This is a genomic window from Kribbella sp. NPDC054772, assembly GCF_053611945.1.
In genome coordinates, this window is record NZ_JBSHBJ010000004.1 from 106,952 (window position 1) to 124,799 (window position 17,848).

The 17,848-nt window shown below is 67.6% G+C and carries 22 protein-coding genes; 13 read left to right on the top strand and 9 right to left on the bottom strand.

Annotated elements, in window-relative coordinates; genetic code table 11:
• Positions 1–173 precede the first annotated feature (173 nt).
• The 4 genes from ACWGID_RS08630 to ACWGID_RS08645 all read left to right on the top strand — a co-directional run bounded on the left by ACWGID_RS08630 (position 174) and on the right by ACWGID_RS08645 (position 3,889).
• On the top strand, positions 174–812 hold the full coding sequence (locus ACWGID_RS08630; protein ID WP_452195779.1) for a TetR/AcrR family transcriptional regulator: 639 nt from the start codon (positions 174–176) through the stop codon (positions 810–812).
• The gene (locus ACWGID_RS08635) at positions 809–1,741 is read left to right on the top strand and encodes an ABC transporter ATP-binding protein (protein ID WP_452195780.1); all 933 of its coding nucleotides are present in this window, start codon (positions 809–811) and stop codon (positions 1,739–1,741) included. The genes ACWGID_RS08630 and ACWGID_RS08635 overlap by 4 nt, the downstream gene beginning before the upstream one ends.
• A gap of 87 nt (positions 1,742–1,828) precedes the next feature.
• Positions 1,829–3,337, top strand: coding sequence for an ABC transporter permease (locus tag ACWGID_RS08640; RefSeq protein WP_452195781.1), 1,509 nt, complete (start codon positions 1,829–1,831; stop codon positions 3,335–3,337).
• A gap of 240 nt (positions 3,338–3,577) precedes the next feature.
• Positions 3,578–3,889, top strand: coding sequence for a hypothetical protein (locus ACWGID_RS08645; RefSeq protein ID WP_452195782.1), 312 nt, complete (start codon positions 3,578–3,580; stop codon positions 3,887–3,889).
• Between the two features lie 158 nt (positions 3,890–4,047).
• On the opposite strand, the gene ACWGID_RS08650 is transcribed toward ACWGID_RS08645, so the two are convergent.
• On the bottom strand, positions 4,048–4,383 hold the full coding sequence (locus ACWGID_RS08650) for a hypothetical protein (RefSeq protein WP_452195783.1): 336 nt from the start codon (positions 4,381–4,383) through the stop codon (positions 4,048–4,050).
• 200 nt (positions 4,384–4,583) lie between these two features.
• Here ACWGID_RS08650 and ACWGID_RS08655 point away from each other — a divergent pair, with 200 nt between their 5' ends.
• The 3 genes from ACWGID_RS08655 to ACWGID_RS08665 are packed head-to-tail and all read left to right on the top strand — an operon-like array spanning position 4,584 to position 7,397.
• Positions 4,584–6,368: a chloride channel protein gene (locus tag ACWGID_RS08655; protein WP_452195784.1), complete on the top strand. Its 1,785-nt coding sequence runs from the start codon at positions 4,584–4,586 to the stop codon at positions 6,366–6,368.
• Positions 6,365–6,823, top strand: a complete 459-nt coding sequence (locus ACWGID_RS08660) for a nitroreductase family deazaflavin-dependent oxidoreductase (RefSeq protein WP_452195785.1) — start codon at positions 6,365–6,367, stop codon at positions 6,821–6,823. Before ACWGID_RS08655 ends, ACWGID_RS08660 begins: the two co-directional genes overlap by 4 nt.
• 55 nt (positions 6,824–6,878) lie before the next feature.
• Positions 6,879–7,397: a MarR family winged helix-turn-helix transcriptional regulator gene (locus tag ACWGID_RS08665; protein WP_452195786.1), complete on the top strand. Its 519-nt coding sequence runs from the start codon at positions 6,879–6,881 to the stop codon at positions 7,395–7,397.
• A gap of 13 nt (positions 7,398–7,410) precedes the next feature.
• Here the strand turns inward: ACWGID_RS08665 and ACWGID_RS08670 are convergent, their stop codons facing one another.
• From ACWGID_RS08670 to ACWGID_RS08680, 3 genes are read right to left on the bottom strand one after another with little or no spacing between them, the layout of a single operon-like run.
• Positions 7,411–7,995, bottom strand: a complete 585-nt coding sequence (locus ACWGID_RS08670; protein WP_452195787.1) for a GerMN domain-containing protein — start codon at positions 7,993–7,995, stop codon at positions 7,411–7,413.
• 5 nt (positions 7,996–8,000) lie between these two features.
• Positions 8,001–9,368 (bottom strand): sensor histidine kinase, encoded by a 1,368-nt coding sequence (locus tag ACWGID_RS08675; RefSeq protein WP_452195788.1) that lies wholly within the window; start codon positions 9,366–9,368, stop codon positions 8,001–8,003.
• Positions 9,365–10,066: a response regulator gene (locus ACWGID_RS08680; RefSeq protein WP_452195789.1), complete on the bottom strand. Its 702-nt coding sequence runs from the start codon at positions 10,064–10,066 to the stop codon at positions 9,365–9,367. The genes ACWGID_RS08675 and ACWGID_RS08680 overlap by 4 nt, the downstream gene beginning before the upstream one ends.
• Before the next feature lie 184 nt (positions 10,067–10,250).
• On the opposite strand from ACWGID_RS08680, the gene ACWGID_RS08685 reads away from it, so the two are divergent.
• Complete coding sequence (locus ACWGID_RS08685; protein WP_452195790.1) at positions 10,251–10,562, top strand: STAS domain-containing protein; 312 nt, start codon at positions 10,251–10,253, stop codon at positions 10,560–10,562.
• Between the two features lie 36 nt (positions 10,563–10,598).
• Positions 10,599–11,048 (top strand): hypothetical protein, encoded by a 450-nt coding sequence (locus ACWGID_RS08690; RefSeq protein ID WP_452195791.1) that lies wholly within the window; start codon positions 10,599–10,601, stop codon positions 11,046–11,048.
• A gap of 401 nt (positions 11,049–11,449) precedes the next feature.
• Here the strand turns inward: ACWGID_RS08690 and ACWGID_RS08695 are convergent, their stop codons facing one another.
• Positions 11,450–11,734, bottom strand: a complete 285-nt coding sequence (locus ACWGID_RS08695) for a hypothetical protein (protein WP_452195792.1) — start codon at positions 11,732–11,734, stop codon at positions 11,450–11,452.
• 85 nt (positions 11,735–11,819) lie between these two features.
• Here ACWGID_RS08695 and ACWGID_RS08700 point away from each other — a divergent pair, with 85 nt between their 5' ends.
• From ACWGID_RS08700 to ACWGID_RS08710, 3 genes are all read left to right on the top strand, one after another.
• Complete coding sequence (locus tag ACWGID_RS08700) at positions 11,820–12,545, top strand: VIT1/CCC1 transporter family protein (protein ID WP_452195793.1); 726 nt, start codon at positions 11,820–11,822, stop codon at positions 12,543–12,545.
• A gap of 98 nt (positions 12,546–12,643) precedes the next feature.
• Positions 12,644–13,132 carry a hypothetical protein gene (locus ACWGID_RS08705; RefSeq protein ID WP_452195794.1) on the top strand — a complete coding sequence of 163 codons (489 nt, stop codon included), beginning with the start codon at positions 12,644–12,646 and terminating at the stop codon, positions 13,130–13,132.
• 5 nt (positions 13,133–13,137) lie between these two features.
• Positions 13,138–13,485: a TraR/DksA family transcriptional regulator gene (locus ACWGID_RS08710; protein ID WP_452195795.1), complete on the top strand. Its 348-nt coding sequence runs from the start codon at positions 13,138–13,140 to the stop codon at positions 13,483–13,485.
• 66 nt (positions 13,486–13,551) lie between these two features.
• On the opposite strand, the gene ACWGID_RS08715 is transcribed toward ACWGID_RS08710, so the two are convergent.
• Complete coding sequence (locus ACWGID_RS08715; protein ID WP_452195796.1) at positions 13,552–13,929, bottom strand: MerR family transcriptional regulator; 378 nt, start codon at positions 13,927–13,929, stop codon at positions 13,552–13,554.
• 76 nt (positions 13,930–14,005) lie between these two features.
• On the opposite strand from ACWGID_RS08715, the gene ACWGID_RS08720 reads away from it, so the two are divergent.
• Positions 14,006–14,734 carry an SDR family oxidoreductase gene (locus ACWGID_RS08720; RefSeq protein ID WP_452195797.1) on the top strand — a complete coding sequence of 243 codons (729 nt, stop codon included), beginning with the start codon at positions 14,006–14,008 and terminating at the stop codon, positions 14,732–14,734.
• A gap of 6 nt (positions 14,735–14,740) precedes the next feature.
• Here the strand turns inward: ACWGID_RS08720 and ACWGID_RS08725 are convergent, their stop codons facing one another.
• The 3 genes from ACWGID_RS08725 to ACWGID_RS08735 form a co-directional block, all read right to left on the bottom strand.
• Positions 14,741–15,688, bottom strand: coding sequence for a glycoside hydrolase family 43 protein (locus tag ACWGID_RS08725; protein WP_452195798.1), 948 nt, complete (start codon positions 15,686–15,688; stop codon positions 14,741–14,743).
• Positions 15,689–15,698: 10 nt separating this feature from the next.
• Entirely contained in the window at positions 15,699–16,454 is a 756-nt protein-coding gene (locus ACWGID_RS08730; RefSeq protein WP_452195799.1) for a FadR/GntR family transcriptional regulator, read from the bottom strand.
• A gap of 100 nt (positions 16,455–16,554) precedes the next feature.
• Positions 16,555–17,848: glycoside hydrolase family 36 protein (locus ACWGID_RS08735; protein WP_452195800.1), on the bottom strand; the 1,294-nt coding region annotated here is incomplete at its 5' end.

Here is a 17,848-nt window from a genome sequence, read left to right on the forward strand (position 1 = left end):
TTCCACGCGCTCATCACAAAAGCGGTGTTGCTGCTGCGCTCCGCCGACGCAACACATGCCGAACCCTTGAACGCCTTGGCGCCACCCCGGGCCGGCGACTGATCGGGGTGAGCTCACCGGTGCGGGCCGCTGATCCCTTGACCGAAGCTGTTCATGTGTTTAGTGTGCTGAACATGAGTTCAGTCATGGATGACGGTGATCTGACTGGCAAGGCGAACATCCGAAACGCCGCGCTGCGGCTTTTCGCCGAGCGTGGGCACGATGCCGTCACGATGCGGGAGATCGCCTCCGCGGCGGGCGTTTCGCCGGCCCTCGTCGTCCATCACTTCGGCAGCAAGGAAGGGTTGCGGGCCGCCGTGGACGAGTATGCCGGGAGGGCCTTCGACTCGTTGTTCGCGATGGACGAGGGGGTCCTGGTCGACGCGATGACCGGCGACAACTGGACGTCGGTTGCGGAGATGTTCGCTCGTGCGTTCCCGCCGGGTTCGCCGTTGCCGGCGTACCTGGGTCGTCTGTTGCTCACCAACGATCCGGCGGGTGCGGCGTTGTTCGGACGCTGGTTCGCGCAGACGTGCCAACTGATGGACACCATGGCCGATCTCGGTGCCACCCGGCCGGGTGAGGATCCGGCGGTTCGTGCGGCGTTTCTGCTGGCCAACGATCTGGCGGTACTGCTGCTGCGCAATCACGTCGCCGCCGCGATCGGGGTCGACCCGCTCACCCCGGAGGGGATGTCCCGCTGGGCCAGAGAGGTGGCCGCCATCTACCAGGACGGCGTGTTCCTGGCTGTACCTGAGAAGGAGAAGTCGTGAGCGACGTCATCATGGTCCGCGAACTGACCAAGACCTTCGGGAAAGTGCGCGCTCTCGACGGCCTGAACCTGACTGTTCGGCCGGGGGAGGTGCATGGCTTCCTCGGTCCGAACGGGGCGGGCAAGTCGACGACCATCCGGATCCTGCTCGGCCTGATCCGGGCCACCAGCGGCCACGTCGAACTGTTCGGCGCCGATCCTTGGCGAGCAGCTGCCGGTCTTCACGAGCGCCTTGCGTACGTCGCCGGGGATGTCGCGCTCTGGCCCGGTCTGACCGGGGGTCAGTGCCTCGACGTGATCGGTACGACCTACGGCGGCGTCGACCTGAAGCGCCGCGAACAGTTGATCGAGCGCTTCGAACTCGATCCGACGAAGCGGATCCGCGACTACTCCAAAGGCAACCGGCAGAAGGTCGCCCTGGTGGCCGCACTGTCTGCGGAGGCTGAACTGCTCGTCCTCGACGAACCCACGGCCGGGCTGGATCCGCTGATGGAGCAGGCCTTCCAGCAGTGTGTGCGCGAGCGGAGAGCGGCCGACGTGACCGTGTTGTTGTCCAGTCACATCCTCGGTGAGGTCGAGGCGCTGGCCGACCGAGTCAGCATCGTCCGGCGCGGGCGTACGGTCACCACCGGCAGTCTCGCGGACCTGCGACGTCACACCCGTACGGCGGTCCATGCGGTCACTGGCGCTCAACCCGACGGACTGGCCAGCGCTGCCGGGGTCGCCGACTGCGTCTCGGAGCGAGTGGCCGAACAGACCGACACCCGGTTCACGATCGACGCGGATCACCTGGACGAGGCGATCGGCCTGCTGTACGCCGCGCGCATCCACACGTTGACCGTCACGCCGCCGAGTCTGGACGCACTGTTCCTGCGCAATTATGCGGACACGGTGGAGGCCGGCGAGAAGCTCGCCGGGGCAGCGCAATGAACGTCGCCGGCCGACCGGCCCGTCGCGGCGGCCTGGGCGTGATGACTGCGATCGTCTGGCGTACACGCCGGCGAAGCATCCTGGTGGGTGATCGCCTTGGCGGCCGGCATGGCCGCGACGGCCGCGGCGGTCGCGGGCATGTACGACACTCCGGCCAAGATCCATACCTACGCCGCGGCGGTCACCGCGGGCAGCGCGCTGGCCGCGATCAACGGGCACGTCGAGGGCATCGACAGCCTGGGCGGCGTCATCCAGGACGAGTTCGGGTTCCTGGCGTCCTTCCTGCTGCCGCTGCTGGGTATCGGGTTGGTCGTCGGCTCGACGCGGCGTGAGGAGGAGTCCGGCCGGTTGGAGACCACGCTCGGTGGCCGGATCGCGCGCTACCAGCCCACGCTCGCAGCGCTCGGGCTCGCGACCGGCGCGATCCTGGCGACGGCGATGCTGTTCGCGGGCGGACTCGTTCTAGCGGGAGTGCAGGAGTCCAGGGCGATCCTGTACGGCGCGGCACTCGGCGGACTGGCCTTCGTGTTCGCAGGCTTCGCCGCACTGGTGGCGCAGCTCGTACTGCATTCGCGTGGGGTCTATCTCTGGAGCTTGATCGTGCTGGCCGTCGCGTATGTGCTCCGGGGCATCGGCGACGTGACCAAGACCTGGTTGACCTGGTTGTCTCCGCTGGGGTGGGCGGAGAAGACGGCGCCGTTCGGAGTCCAGCGGTGGTGGGCGCTCGCGATTCCACTGCTCGTCGGGGTCGTACTCGGCGGCTCGGCGGTGTGGCTGGCAGCCGGACGCGACCTCGGTAGCGCCCTGCTGCGGGAAGGTGCCGGGCCTGCCCGGGCGACCTGGCTGCGGCGGCCGGCCGGTCTCGCGATCTGGATCCACCGCCCGGCGGCGCTGGGCTGGCTGGCCGGCGGCGTCCTGCTGGCCGCGATGATGGGCTCCCTGGCCAACCAGTTGCTCGGAGCAATGGCCGGGAATCCCGCGTTGGCCGAGTCCATGGGCGTCCAAGGCGGCCGCCCCCTCGACGGTCTGATCGCGGCGACTCAGCTGTACCTGGCCGTCCTCGCCGGCGGGTACGTGATCCAGGCCGTCGGGACACTCCGTGCCGAAGAAGCTGACGGACGCCTGGAGACGCGTCTCGCCGGCACACTGTCCAGGATCCGCTGGCTGACCGTCCACGCCGCCGTCGTCGCAGCCGGACTCGTACTCATCGTCGTCGTTGGGTCCTGCATGCTCGCGTTCACGACTGCCTGGTCCGTTGGGGACACCCACGATATCGGCGCGTTCATCACGGCCGGCCTCGACTATCTGCCGGCCGAACTCGTCCTCGCAGGTCTCGCACTGTTCCTGTTCGGATCATGGCCCCGCCGCTTCGGGCTCGCCTGGGCGGCGTACGCCGTCGTCACCTTCATCGCCTTCCTGGGGCCGGGACTCAAGCTCTCGCAGTGGGTGCTCGACATCGCACCGACGGCCCACGTCGGAAACCCTCCGCTCGGCACGATCGACGCCGGCGGTATGTCCGCGCTGACCATCGTGGCCGCGGCACTCCTGTACCTCGGCTTCATCACCTTCAATCGCCGCGACATGCCCCAGGCCTAGTCCGGGCGCAGAGCGTCGCGTAGTAGAGCGCGGGCTGAACTGCGCATCAGAGCGGCGGCTGCGGAACGGGAGAGGCCGGCAATATCGGTGAGGGCTTCGATACCGGTGGCGGTCGATGCTCCACAGGCCAATTCACCGGCAGCCGCGGCCACGTGGAGTCATCGGATCGTAAAGAGCGTGACCGGGCGATCTCAAAGCGCGGTGGAGAAGGTTGGAGGGGTCTCGAACGGAAGGATGTTGATGGCGGAGCGTGTCCACAGTCTGTCGACGTGCAGGATTCCGCTGTCCGCGCTGACGCACTACTACCGGCGGAACCTGACCGGCGACGCTGCGCCCAGTCGTGGAGCGCAGATCGCCGGGCGTCGGCGTACCGTCTGTGTGACCTTCGACGGCATGCGGGCGGAAACAGTCGTGACGGTAGCTGAGTTCGCTGCGCACGTTGCCTATCTGGAGCCGGAGACCGGAATCGGCCTGCTCGTGGCGCCCCGACCTGACACGGATGTGGCAGCTCCTGATGACTGGTTCATCGAGGTCGCCTGGCCCTGTGTCTGAGCGCCGGGCCAGGTGCCGGCCGTCCGCTCATGTTGGAAGACCTGCAGTACGCGGTCACGGCTCTGCATGTGAGTGCCGACCTCCGGCACGAGCGGTTTCTGGCTGCCCAGGCTGGCCGCGTTTCCCCGTAGCGGCCGGTCCGGGTCTTCTGGATGTGCTCAGCTGTCGCGCAGCAGGAACTTCGGCGGTTCGCCGTACAGGATGGCGTCGGAGGCGAGCCAGGCAGCCGTTGCCGCGGGATGGCGGTGTTCGATCTCGGCCAGTAGGTACCGCCGAGCCTCGGCGGCCGTGTCGGTGTGGTCGGCTTCTTCGGTGCGCAACGCCTTGAGAAGCTCCGCCGCGGTTGCGCACCAGACCTTGTAGAGCTCCGCGTCCGTCCAGTCCGACAGTACGCCGTATTTCGACGGGTCGGCCTGAGGCCGCCTGGGGCGTCCTCGCATCAGCGACCGGGTCGCCGCAGCGAGCCTCGAGCGAATCGTACGGCGAGATCCCATCTTCCGCTCCACTGCTCCCGCCTGTGCCTGAGACCGCTCCCACGATGTTCTCGCCATCTGTCTAGCCCGGCCGGCGTGTTCGGTCCCGCTGCCGGCGCCGAACGTCATCTGATCTCAAAGTCACCGCAGTGTCGTCGCCAACTCAGGCCAGGGGCGAGACGGTTGGAGTTAGTAGGGCTAACTGTTGCATAATGCAATTCATGTCCGCCGATATGTTGACCGTTGCCCGTGGTGCGTCGTACCGAGCCGGCCTGCGCCAGTCGTTGCGGGTCGAGAACTCGGGGCTGCTGGTGCTGGCGCTGGTGGTGGGTGCTGGTGCGGCGGGCTTCGCGGTGTTGTTCCGTTGGTTGATCACGACCTTCACGACACTCGCGACCGGGCACGCCGATTACGCGGCGTCACCGGGTGCGGCGCATCCTGGGTTGCTCGGGCTGGGGCGTTGGTTTCTGCTGGTTGTACCGGTGCTGGCCGGGCTGCTGTATGGGCCGTTGGTGCACTTCTTCGCGCGGGAGGCGCGTGGGCACGGTGTGCCGGAGGTGATGTATGCGGTGAGCCGGAACGGCGCCCGGATCCCGCCTCAGGTGGCGGCGGTGAAGGCGCTGGCCTCGGCGTTGTGTATTGGCGGCGGGGGATCGGTGGGCCGGGAAGGACCGATCGTGCAGATCGGTTCGGCGCTCGGGTCGACGATCGGTCGGCTGGTGCGGGTGCCGGAGCCGCGGTTGCGGGTGCTGGTCGCGTGTGGTGCGGCGGGCGGGATCGCGGCGACCTTCAACGCGCCGCTGGCGGGCGTGTTCTTCGCGATGGAGCTGATCCTGGCCGATTTCACCGCGCAGTCGTTCGGGATGGTGGTCATCGCCGCGGTCACGTCGGCTGCGATCGGCCGGGCGGTGCTGGGTGACGTGCCGTTCCTTGCCCTGCCGCAGTTCCACCTCGACCACGTCGCGCAGTACGGGCTCTTCGCAGTCCTCGGACTCGTCGCCGGAGTGGTCGGCGTGATCTTCACGCGGGTGCTCTATCAGATCGAGGACATCTGCGATGCGCTGTGGCGCGGTCCGGAATGGCTGCGGCCGGCGGTCGGTGGTGTGCTGCTGGGGTTGCTGCTGATCGCCTTGCCCGAGATGTACGGCGTGGGCTACCCGGTGCTGGGGCACGCGATCGTGGGTGTGTACGGCGTGGCGTTCCTGCTGCTGCTGGCGGTGGGGAAGATGGTCGCCACCAGCCTGACGATCGGGATCGGCGGGTCGGGCGGTGTGTTCGCGCCGAGCCTGTTCGTCGGCGCCATGGTCGGGTCGGCTTTCGGTGCGGTGGCGCACCAGGCGCTGCCGGGGACGGCGGGGGCCGCCGGCGCGTACGGGTTGATCGGGATGGGTGCGGTCTTCGCGGGGGCGGCGCGGGCTCCGATCACCGCGGTGGTGATCATGTTCGAGCTGACCGGCGAGTACTCGATCATCCTGCCGCTGATGACCGCGATCGTGCTGGCCACCGGCGTCAGCCATCTGCTGTCGGGCGACACGATCTACACGTTGAAGCTGCGCCGTCGGGGTGTCGACCTCGGCCGCTCCGAGACTATCTCCGCGGCGCCGCGGATCGTGGTCGCCGACGTGATGACCGACGTACCCGACGCTGTCCGCGGCGACAGCCCGCTGCGGGACGTCGCGGCAGTACTGGCGCGTTCGGTGTCCGGTGTGCTGCCCGTTGTCGACGACGGCGGTGAGTACGTCGGCATCGTGACGGCACGCGTGGTCGCCGAGGCGCTGGCCGACGGGCGCCACGACACCGCGCCGGCGTCGCTGGTACTCGAACTGCCGATCGTGGTCACCCCCGACGATCACCTCGACCAGGCGATAGAGGCGCTCGACGGTAGTGGATGTGCCGCTGTTCCGGTTCTCCAGGACCGGCGGATCGCCGGGTGGATCAGCTACCGTGTCGCGCTGGCGAGGATACGAACAAGACCGGTCACGAAGACGATCGAGGTGCAGCCATGACACGGCGGATTCCTCGCGGACTCGCGCGGTCGCCGATCCCGGTGTTCCGGGCCGGGTTCGGTTTCGTGTTCGGGCGGCGGCTGATGATGCTGGAGCACGTCGGACGGAGCAGCGGGTTGCGGCGGTACGTCGTACTCGAGGTGCTGGAACGCGATGCGCACGGGCTGGTGATCGTGTCCGGGTACGGCCGCGACTCGCAGTGGTACCGCAACGTCCTGGCGCATCCAGGGGTGCGGGTGTGGACCGGATTTCGACGTGGAGCGCAGGCGACCGGTGAACCGGTACCCGCCGATGAGGTCCCGGTGCGGCTGGAGCGGTATCGCGAGCACCATCGGCGAGCGGCGAAGGCGCTCGGGCGGACCCTTGAGCTACCGGATCTCGCGGGTGACGGCCCGGTGCCCGCAGATGTCGGGTCGAGGTTGCCGCTGGTGCGGATCGAGTTCGGAACCCGGTGAGCCGATCGATTAGCCTCTGCAAGGATCAGCCAGAACGAGTCGTGGAGGTGGATCCGTGACCGGTGCAGCCAACCGGGCGGCCGACGCTGCGTCCCATGCTGCGTCCGAAGAGACAGTCGACGAGGTGGTGGCCGCTGTCCTGACCGCGTCACGCGTGCTGGTCGGTGTCTCGGCCAGGTCGCTGGCTCAGGTCGAGGAGTCGGTGACGCTGACCCAGTTCCGTACCCTCGTCGTCCTCGACGGTCACGGACCGAGCCGGCTCAACCTGCTGGCGGAACGGCTCGACGTCACTGCGTCGACCGCGCTGCGTATGGTCGACCGGCTGATCGCGGCCGGTCTGGTCGACCGCCGGGAGAACGTGCAGGACCGCCGTGAGGTCGTCATCGACCTGACCGCCGAGGGGCGGAAGCTGGTACGCAAGGTCACCAGGAAACGCCGGACGGAGATCGAGCGAATCGTGCTCGGGATGCCCGTCGGCCGACGGCGAGAGCTGGTCCGGGCGCTGCTGTCGTTCGCGGGTGCCGCAGACGAGCCGGCCGTCGTTGCGGAGGCCGCGAGCCGCCTCGGCTGGTAACTCCGTTGGTCCGTCACCGCGCGCGCAGCGATGCATAGTCGGCTGCCCTCAACGGATCGGTCGTCAGCGCGCCGTCGGCGAGCAGTGCCTCGACGGGCACGCCGTCTCTGGAGAACGTGACCTCGTCGACGGACGGCAACGCGGTTGCAGAGAGCACGATCTGACCGACTGCCAGGACGTTCTCGGCTGCCGAGCGTCCCTCTGTGTCCCCGGAAAGTTCGAGGACGACCTGGGTACCCTGGATCTTGGCGATCGAAAGCGTGAGGCCGGGCGGCAAGGCGGTGGTGATGCCGTTGGCTTGTTCGGTCTTCGTCGGACCGGCGATCAGGTCGTCGATCACGGTCGACAGGCGATCGGCCGGTGTCCCAGCCGGCACATCTCGCCGGATGCTGACCAGCTGGTCGTTGCGGACGAAGTTGACCTGCAGCGGGAACTTGCGGGTCGTTGCGGTTGGCTGTGGCAACGGGGCCTGTCCGCTGTCGCGTAGCTGCGACGGGACAGATCCGGGCTCAATGGGCTCGGGCCCCGACTGGACGGGAACGCCGCAGGCCGCAAGTGTCAGGATCGCTGTGAGCAAGCCGGCGACCGCTTGCGACACGGCTCTCATGATGTCGCCTCCGGCAGCGGCTGAGCCTCGGGGAGTCGTACGACGAACCGGGCCCCGCCTCCGGGCGCGGCGGAGCACCACACGGCTCCGCCGTGGGCGGCCGCGGTTTCCGCGACCAGCGCCAGACCGAGGCCCGTGCCCGACGAGGAACGGCGTTGGGTAGCACCGGTGGCGAAACGCTCGAAGACGCGCTCGCGATCGTCGGGCCGGATTCCGGCACCGGAGTCGTCGACCAGGATCAGTACGTCGCTGTCGGCTCGGGTGACCTGCACGCTAGTGAGGCCGCCGCCGTGAGTTGCCGCGTTCTCGAAGAGATTGCGGAACAGACGGCTGAGGCGTGGTTTGTCCGCGGCCACGAAGACTTGCCCAGCCCCGTCCAGGGCCGATGGATTGCAGCCGACCTCGCCGAGTACCTGTCGCAGCAGTTCGTCGAGATCGACGAGGGTGGTCGGCCGGCGGTCGAGGCCGGCGTCGGCGCGGGCGAGCTCCAGGAGGTCGTCGAGCAGGCGCCGGAAGCGTTGCAGATCAGCCGTTACCAGGTCGAGGACCCGTTGCGAGCGTTCGGACAGTTCGTCGCGTCGCGCGTTCAACAGGTCGACGCTTCCGACCAGCGTCGTCAACGGCGACCGAAGCTCATGACTCACATCCGCCGCCAGCCGTGCATCCCGATTGATCCGCTGCTGCAACGTGTCGACCATGCTGTTGAACGAACCAACGATCGTCGCGAGCTCCGGATCGTCCGTCGCCGACAGCCGATCGTCCAGCTCACCACCCGCGATCGACGCGGCCGTCACCGCCACCCGATTCAGCGGCGTCACCACCGACCGGCTGGCCCACGCACCCAGCACCGCACCGGCAGTCGTGGCCAGCAACGCACCGCCGATCAGGATGCTGGAGAGCAACCGCAGCGTTCCGTCCAGCTCCGTCAACGGCGCGATCTCGTAGAAGCCCGCATCCACTGACGGCACCGGTACGCCGATCACAATCGCCGGGCCGTCGCTGTTCCGGAACCGTTGCACGGCTGCCTGTCCGTTCCCGACCTGCTGCCGTACACCGGCCGGTACGACGTCCCGTCCCTGATCGAGCGCCGACGCGTACCACTGCCCGCGCCACTGCAGGATGATTGTGTGCCCCGCCGGCGTACCGGACGCGGTCAGGATGTCCGACACGTCAGCGCCCGCGCTCTCCAGCCGGCGCTGGACGAAGATTGCGTCCTCGAACGCCTGATGCCGTACGACGCGCTCGCGCTGCGCGAGCAGGTACCCGCGCGCCAGCAGGTACGTACTCGTCGCGAACACCGCCGACACCAGCAACGCCATCAACCCGAAGGCGAGCGTCAACCGGCGGCGCAACCCGAGCCTCATCGGGGATCCAGCCGGTAACCCATCCCGCGGACCGTGACAACGATCTGCGGCTTGCCCGGGTCGCGCTCGATCTTCGTGCGCAGCCTCCGGATGTGGACGTCGACGATTCGCTCGTCACCGTAGTACCCGTGCTCCCAGACCGACTCCAGCAGCGACGGCCGGCTGAGCACCCGCCCGGTCGGCTGCGCGAGCTCAGCCAGCAGCCGGTACTCCGTGACGGTCAGCGGGACATCCTTCCCTTCGAGTACGGCGGCACCGCGCGCGGTGGACAGCACCAGGTAGTGCTCCGGGTCCCGGTCGAGCACGATGTCCGGCTCGACCGCGTCCGTACTCGTCCGCAGCCGGCGGCGCAACGCCCGCAGCCGCGCGGTGATCTCCTTCACCTGGAAGGGTTTCGTGACATAGTCGTCCGCGCCCGCCTCCAGGCCGGCGACGATGTCGTGCGTGTCGGAACGCGCGCTCACGATGACGATCGGGATGTCGCTGATCCGCCGTACCTCCCGGATGCAGGTGTACCCGTCGACCTCGCCGAGCATCAGGTCGACCATCATCAGATCCGGCAGCTCGGCCCGGGCCAGTTCGAGCGCGGTGGACGTGTCGGCGGCCTCGGCGACCCGGTACCCCTCGTCCTCCAGGGCCAGCCGCAGCACGGTACGGATACGGTCGTCGTCCTCGACGACCAGGACCAGCATCGGCATCATCCCATCTTGGCAACCCCGCCGCCGGGTCGTGACCTCGGGGTCGCTCAAGTCATCCGATCGTAAAGAACCGTGGCGGCCGTGCGTGGTCCGTCATCCGATCGTCAACTGCGCGCAGCTCCGATCTCAAACTCGGGGCACCACAGTGGTAAGAGCACCCTTGCAGCCGGCACAAAGGACCCCGATGACCGACACAGCTCACAGCCCACATCCGCAGCGGGCGATCGTGACGCTGTCCGACACAGAGCTGGCCGGTGGGCCGGCGTCGCTTCGCTGGCGCTTGCGTGATCTGGTGATGGACGGGGTATGCCTGGTGATCGTGGACGTGTCCGATGCCGACCAGATCTCCTCGACAGTGCTGGCCGCGTTGCTCGACACGCATCGCGTGTGCCGCCGACGTGGCGGCGGCGTGGTGATCCGGCACGCGAGCAAGAAGATGGGCGACGTCCTGCGTCGTACCGGCCTCGACCGAGTGTTCGACGTCGAAGCCGCCTGATCAACACGCTCCGTTTGACCAAGAACAACTGAGGACATGAACCCGCCCGACAACGAACAGGCCGCGCCGCGGTACGTCGACGTCACAATCGTCGAGTTCGCGGCCCACACCGCCTACCTCGACCCCCTGACCGGGATCGGATATCTGCTGACACCACGCCCCGGGACCGATGTCGCTGCGTTGGCGGACCCATTGGTCGAAGCCGCCTGGTCGGAGCGGCTGCACGATCTCGAACGACCGGTGCACCTGTCGCTGCACAGCGCCGATCGCGAACGTGCTCTCGCCCAGCTCGGAGAGCAAGGCTGGGCGCTGCTGTACGACGAGGAGGGCCGCGTCGAGATCGCCGGCAGGACGGCAGTTGGACGCCAGGCCCTGTGCATCTACGGTCAGCCGACGGCTGAGAATCCGACACTCGAAGCACTCGACTGCGCGATCATCGCCCTCGACATCGCCGCCGACATCGATTTCGAAGCGCATCTGGACTGAGTCGACGCGACGTATCTGGCGCACTGGCAGGCATCTCCGTGGTGCGTGAAGCACCTCGCCGATGACCGACCGGATGCCGGCGACGGCGTCCCCCCACCAGTCAACCGTCACCGGCACCCGAGTCTGCACGACCGGCTGGGCCAGGCCATGATCGGAGTGGCTGCGAAGTTGATTCGAGCAGGACACCACCTGCTCGAATGCCGTCCGGACCATGGCCTTCGCAGGCGATCCGCTCCGGCCGGATAGGGATGCTCCCCGGCCCGAGACATCACCCGCCTCCACTCGGTGGTGCTGCACAGACGGTAATCCGGTGCGGCACCGGAGTCGTCGGCCAGCAGTTGACCGTCATGAACTCTCAAACTGTGCTCAACACATGAGTGCAGTGTATGGCTGGCAGGTGATCAGTATCGGCGTGATGGAAGCCTTCCGGGGCCCTGTGGAGGAACCCGGCGACCGTGGCGATCCGGTCGTGCCCGTCGAGTTCGAGGAAGTCGGTCCCGGTGGCGAACGACGTAGCCGGGTTGGTGCTCCGCGAACTGGCCGCGGAAGTCGATCAGCTCGCCGACACCGTGCAGAACGCCGATCGGTGCGTGGTACCTGACCTGCTCGGCGAAGTCTGCGTCGGCAGTGGCGTTCCAGAAGTCGACGTACCGGCCGACTGCGGTCAGGTCGGTCTTGTCCGTCATGCCCTGGCTCCGCGGATCGATCATGATGATGTGTACCTGAGGTGGGATCTGCAGTGTTCGCGAGCGAATTCGGAGGCTGATCTGTATGTCGCGCTTTGACGACGTGCCCGACCATCCCGGTGAGCCGCATCGCGGGGGTCTGGCCGGCCGGTTGAACTGGCTACGGGCTGGGGTCCTGGGTGCGAACGACGGCATTGTCTCGACGGCCGGTCTGGTGGTCGGCGTCGCCGGAGCGACGACGTCGACCGCCGCAATCCTGACAGCAGCCGTTGCGGGCGTGACGGCGGGCGCGGTGTCGATGGCGCTCGGCGAGTACGTCTCCGTGAGCAGTCAGCGGGACACCGAACGGTCGCTGCTGGCCAAGGAACGGGCCGAGTTGACCGCCTCACCCAACGATGAGTTGGCCGAGCTGACCGCTATCTACAGGAGTAAAGGTCTGCGCCCCGAGACAGCGGCGTTGGTCGCGGCCGAGCTGACCGAAAAGGACGCTTTGGCGGCGCATGCTGAGGCGGAGCTTGGTATCGATCCGGATGAGCTGAGCAATCCGTGGCACGCGGCCGGAGCCTCCGCTCTGGCGTTCACAGCCGGGGCTCTGCTACCCGTCATCGCGATCCTGCTCCCACCACCTGGTATCCGGGTCCCGGTGACCTTCGGCGTCGTCCTGCTGGCACTCGCTGGAACCGGTGCCTTGAGCGCGCATCTGGGTGAGTCACGCAAGACCCGTGCAGTGATTCGCTTGCTGGTGGGCGGTGCGCTCGCGATGGTGGTCACGTTCGGCCTGGGCCAACTCGTCGGCTCCACCGGCCTCTAGGCCCACGGCGACGGCGGTTCCGAGTGAGGTGAGGCCGGTACGGGTTGTCAGGCGAGATTGGAGAATCGATGTCAGACCGGCCGGTTAGGCTTGGCGCCATGGCTGAGTCGCTGTACCGGAACAGCAGTGGCAATCAGTGGGTTTACGGCGGACTCTCCATCGTGGCGCTCGCGCTCATTGGCGGTGGTGCTCTGCTCGCTCAGCCGGTGCTTCTCGTGACCGGTGTTGTAGCGCTTCCGGTGGCGATCTACTTCTTCGCCCAGGCGCGCTACGGGAATGTCATGGTGACTCGTCAAAACCTGACCATCGGCAAGCACACTCTCGCGCTGCGTGAGCTGGATCGGTCGTTCGGTGCACACCCGGCGGAGGCGGTGCTGAGCAAGGTTCAGCTGGACAGGCTCAACACGCAGACCGCGAGCGATGTGGTCGGGGACACCGGTGTCCGTATCGTCGGCGGCGCGTGGGGGCGGCTGGGCCGCGGGATGCGGTGGGTCGTGATCCGCCGCAGCGGCTCTCCTGACCTCCTGGCCGTTCCGGCGAGGCAGCAGGAGCATCTCCTCGCGGCCCTCAACACAGCCCTGGCATAACTGTCGTGGAGGAAGCTCGCGAACTGCTGGAGGCGCAACGGCGACAAGCGCTCCGCCGGCTGGCGAGCCTGACGGGAGACTTTCACGAGGTGGTCGCCGCCTCACGAGACTCCAACGCCGACGACGAACACGACCCCGAGGGCGCCACGATCGCCTTCGAGAGATCCCAGGTCACGTCGCTCGTGCAAGAGGTTCAGCAGCAGCTGGCGGAGATCGACGCAGCGTTCGACCGACTATCAGTCGGCACCTATGGCACGTGCGAACACTGCGCGCAACCCATCTCCCCAGCCCGCCTGCAAGCCAGACCCGCAGCCCGCACCTGCATCACCTGCGCCCAGCTCAGAAGCACGTGAAGTGAGCGCCCGGCGGCCTGCAGAAGGTTCCCGGCTTCGAGCGCTCGCAGTTGGCTGTGATCGTGCCTACGGGTGGGTGTCCGTGATTTTGATGACTTCGTCGAGGCGGTCGAGGGCGGCTTGCAGGTCGTCGACCTTGGCTTGGATGCGGTCGCGCTCGGCGTGCAGCATGGCTCGCTGTTCGGTGTCGGTGTGGCCGGAGTCCCAGCACGGAAGGAGTTCTGCGATCCGCTGGCTGGTCAGACCGGCGGCGTACATCTGCTGGAAGAAGCGCACCAGCGTGACGGCGTCCTGCCGGTACAGGCGTTGGCCGGAAGGGCTGCGCTCCGGGGTGAGCAGGCCTTGCTGTTCGTAGTAGCGCACGGCGCGCACCGAGACGCCGGCGCCCCGAGCCACCTCGCCTATCCGGATCAGCTGCTCGGCGGTGGTCGCCGTGGTGGTCAACCGTGACTCCTCTCACTTCGGTGCGTGCGACGAATACTTGCCTCTGACGTCAACGTCAGGTCTTAGCGTAGCGGACATGGACATCGACAACTCAGTTGCTCTCGTCACCGGAGCCAACCGCGGCCTCGGTCGCGCCTTCGCCCAGCGCCTGCTCGAACGGGGCGCCCGCAAGGTCTATGCCACGGCCCGCCGGCCGGAAACCGTCGACCTGCCCGGGGTCGAGGTACTGGCCCTCGACATCGCACGCCCGGCATCGGTGAAGGCCGCGGCCGATGCTGCCCGTGACGTCTCGCTGCTCGTGAACAACGCGGGGATCCAGACGGGGACCGATCTGCTGACCGGCTCGCTGGACGCGGTTCGGCACGAGCTGGAAACCAACCTGTTCGGCCACCTGGGGATGATCCGCGAGTTCGCGCCGGGTCTGGCCAGGAACGGCGGGGGAGCGATCGTGAACATCCTTTCCGCCATGTCGTGGTTCGGTACGAAAGGCGCCAACGCCTACCACGTGACCAAGGCGGCCGCTTGGGCCATGACCAATGGTGTCCGCCTGGAGTTGGCCGAGCAGGGAACGCTGGTGACGGCGGTCCACCTCGGTCTCGCCGACACCGACATGTCCGCGGGCTGGTCCGTGGCCAAGCTGGCACCGTCGCAACTGGTCGATGCTGCACTCGACGGTGTGGAGGCGGGTTCGGCAGAGGTACTCGCGGATCAGTGGAGCCGGGACGTGAAGTCCCGGCTACCGCTGACGCCGGAAGAGTTCACCACGGCAATGGACCGCGCCCTGGCGACACTGACGGGAGCCTGAAACCCTTTAGACCCAAGCGGAGCGGAGACGCTCGTGTTCGTCCGCGGTTACTGGCAGTACGACGCCGTGGCAGGGGTCTTTCGGGAGTTGGTGATTCTGGGACGGAACCCATCGGCCGCCGGCCAGGTCGGTGGTTTCGAAGGGGACGTAACGACGTTCGGGGGTGAACTCGTCGATCCAGAGGTACCACTTGTCCTCGGTGTTCGACTTGTACACCAGCGGTCCTTCGCCCCGGATGACACTTCCGAGACCGATGCCTTCGGCCAGTGGCTTCCAGTCGGAGGCCGTCAGCGAGGGTGACGTCTCCGAGAAGATCGACTTGCCGTACGGCGCCTCGCCGCTGCGGCTGCGTTCGTCCTTGAGGAATCGGTAGTACACGCAGTTGTGATCGATCACTGTGGTGTCGATCGTCTGCCAGCCACGGTCGATCCAGACGCGCGGTTCGGAGAACTCGCGGAAGTCGCGGGTGGTCGCGTACATGATCCGGTTGTAGCTGTCACCGGCGTGTTCGGGGTTGTCGTACAGCGTCGACGACCAGTGGACGAGGTAGGCATTCTGTTCGGGGTCCCAGACGGCCTCGGGCGCCCAGGTGTTGCCGGCCTCCGGCGGTGCGACCTCGACGAGTCGTCCGTGATCCCAGTTCACCAGATCCGGCGACTCCCAGATCATGATCGAGCGGCTGCCCCGGCGCTGATGGCGGTCCCAGTCCAGGCTGGAGTAGAGACGCAGGTCGGTGGCGACCAGGTAGAACCGGTCACCGGCTGGAGCCCGGACGATGTGCGGGTCGCGAACGCCACGTTCGCCGAGCGTCGAGTACAGCACCGGCCTGCCTGCGTTGAGGTCGATGAAGCGCAGGGGGTCGTTGCCGTCGCTCAAGGCGAAGTGGATCTGCTCACCGTCGGCGGATTCGCGTTTGAAGTGTGCGTACAGGTAACCCGCGTAGTTCGAGCTCATCTGGGCAGAGTCATCCTTCGGTGTCGGTCGCGGCCGGCCGGCTGAGCAGGAAGTCCTCGACGGTGAAGAGGTGCGCGGACATCCGGGTGCGGGCGCGGTCGGGGTCGTGGGTGGTGAGGGCCGCGAGGATGGACAGGTGCTCGCGGTGTGCGGTGTCGTCGGCGCCGGGCTGGGCGATGGAGCGGCGGAGCCGGTCGCGCATCGTGCGTCCGCCGAGGGCGTGGATGAGGGCCGCGAGCACCGGGTTGCCCGAGGCGTCGGCGATGATGCGGTGGAAGGCGATGTCGTTCTCGATCACCGCCTCGTGATCGGGGTCGGGCAGCGCGAGTTCGCTCTCGTTGCGTCCTAGTAGGTCCTCGGCGGCGGCCAGCTTGTCGACGGTGATGTCGCGCGCCGCCAGCGCGGCGGCCTCCGTCTCCAGCATGCGTCGTACGGCGTGCACGTGATGGGTTCCGTTGACGTCCTGGAGGTCCACGACGAACCCCATCGGGGCGAGCAGCAGGGACGGATCGAGGGTGGTGACGTAGGTACCGTCACCCTGGCGGGTCTCGAGGACGCCCATCATCGACAGCGCCCGGACGCCTTCGCGGAGCGGGTTCCGAGACACGCCGAGGGCGGCGGCGAGATCCCTCTCGATCGGGAGCCGGTCACCGGGCCGGAGGCGTCCGTCGACGATCATCTGCCGGATGGCCTGTACAACGACGTCGGTCTGCGAGACGCCGGGTGTGCGGGGCTGGGCGGCCGCCTTGTTCGGGCTCGCAGTCATGATTCCCGGGCCGCCCGCGAGACCCGGAAACCGCCGCCGGGAAGCCTGATGATGGTCATCTCGGCACTGTAGCCGGGCGGTGAAGTCGTGAGCATCGGGGTTATTCCAGGCGGAGGACGCGGGCCGCGGGTTCGGGTGTGTTGGCGGTGACCGTCAGAACGTCATCGTCGTTCCAGGCGTACGACCAGCCGCCGAGATCGGACGGGAAGTGTGGTGTGAGCCTCGAGCGGGGAATCGGGACGGTGATGGTGGACGGCCCGGGGGAGCGGTGCCAAAGCGTCAGGTAGGACACGTCAGGACCGTTGAGAGCGAGTGCGATCCACTCGTCGGTCCACGTCGGCAGACCGAGCGGCCAGGCAGGCACGAGTGACGGCAGATCAGCGAGTACGGCGCGATGAGCGGTGAGGGCGCCGCGTACGAGATCGAGCTCTCCCGGCGTCATGTGGTTCAGGTGACCCGAGAGATACAGCCGGCCCGGGATGCCGTTGATCAGGGCGAGAACGAACTCCTCGCGGGTGCTGCCGGTGATCGGGTAGGCCCAGTGACCGGACTGCTCGGGAAGCACCGCGGCGGGTGCGGCGGCGGTGATGGGTGCGTAGAGCAACGGATGTTCCTGGTCCGAGGTCGACTGCAGGTGCAGTCGGGACAGCATGGCATAGTCCATCCGCATCGCGCCGGAGGCGCAATTCTCGATCAGCAGCTCCGGATGGCGTTCCTGGAGGCCGTCCAGCCAGTCCAGCAGGGCACGGTTGTGCTCCAGGAGTCCCTGGCCCAGCGACGTACCGTCCTTGTCCGTTCCCGGTCCCGTCATCGTGTTGTTGTCGAACTTGAAGAAGCCGATGCCGAAATCGCCGACCAACCGGTCGACAGTCGTGTCGAGGTGCTTGCGAGCGATGAGGCTGCGCAGGTCGAGCAGGTGGCGACCCTTTTCGGCGATGCGTCGACCGTGCCGGGTGAGGAACGCCTCGTCGGGTAGTTCCTGGGCGATCGGTGATCGGACGCCGATGACCTCGGGTTCCAGCCAGAGCCCGGGCACCATGCGCCGGCGGTGGATCCGGTCGATCACCTCGGCGAGTCCGCTCGGGAACCGGGTGGCCGAGGGCTGCCATGCACCGACGGTGTTCCACCAGTCGCCGTCGGCGTACCAGCCGGCGTCGATGCAGAAGTAGTCCGCGCCGACCTCCGCGGCGGCGTCGATCAGCGGCAGCAGCTTGTCGGTCGTCGGGTCACCCTGCAGGGTGTTCATGTAGTCGTTGAAGACGACCGGCAGCCGGTCGTCGACCGGCCGCCTGGTGCGGTTAGCCCCGCGCGGGCGGGGGGTCGCCCCGAAAAACCAGTCGACAAACCTCCCCGCGACAAACCAGTACGCCCCCCACCAGAAACCTGTGTCACCC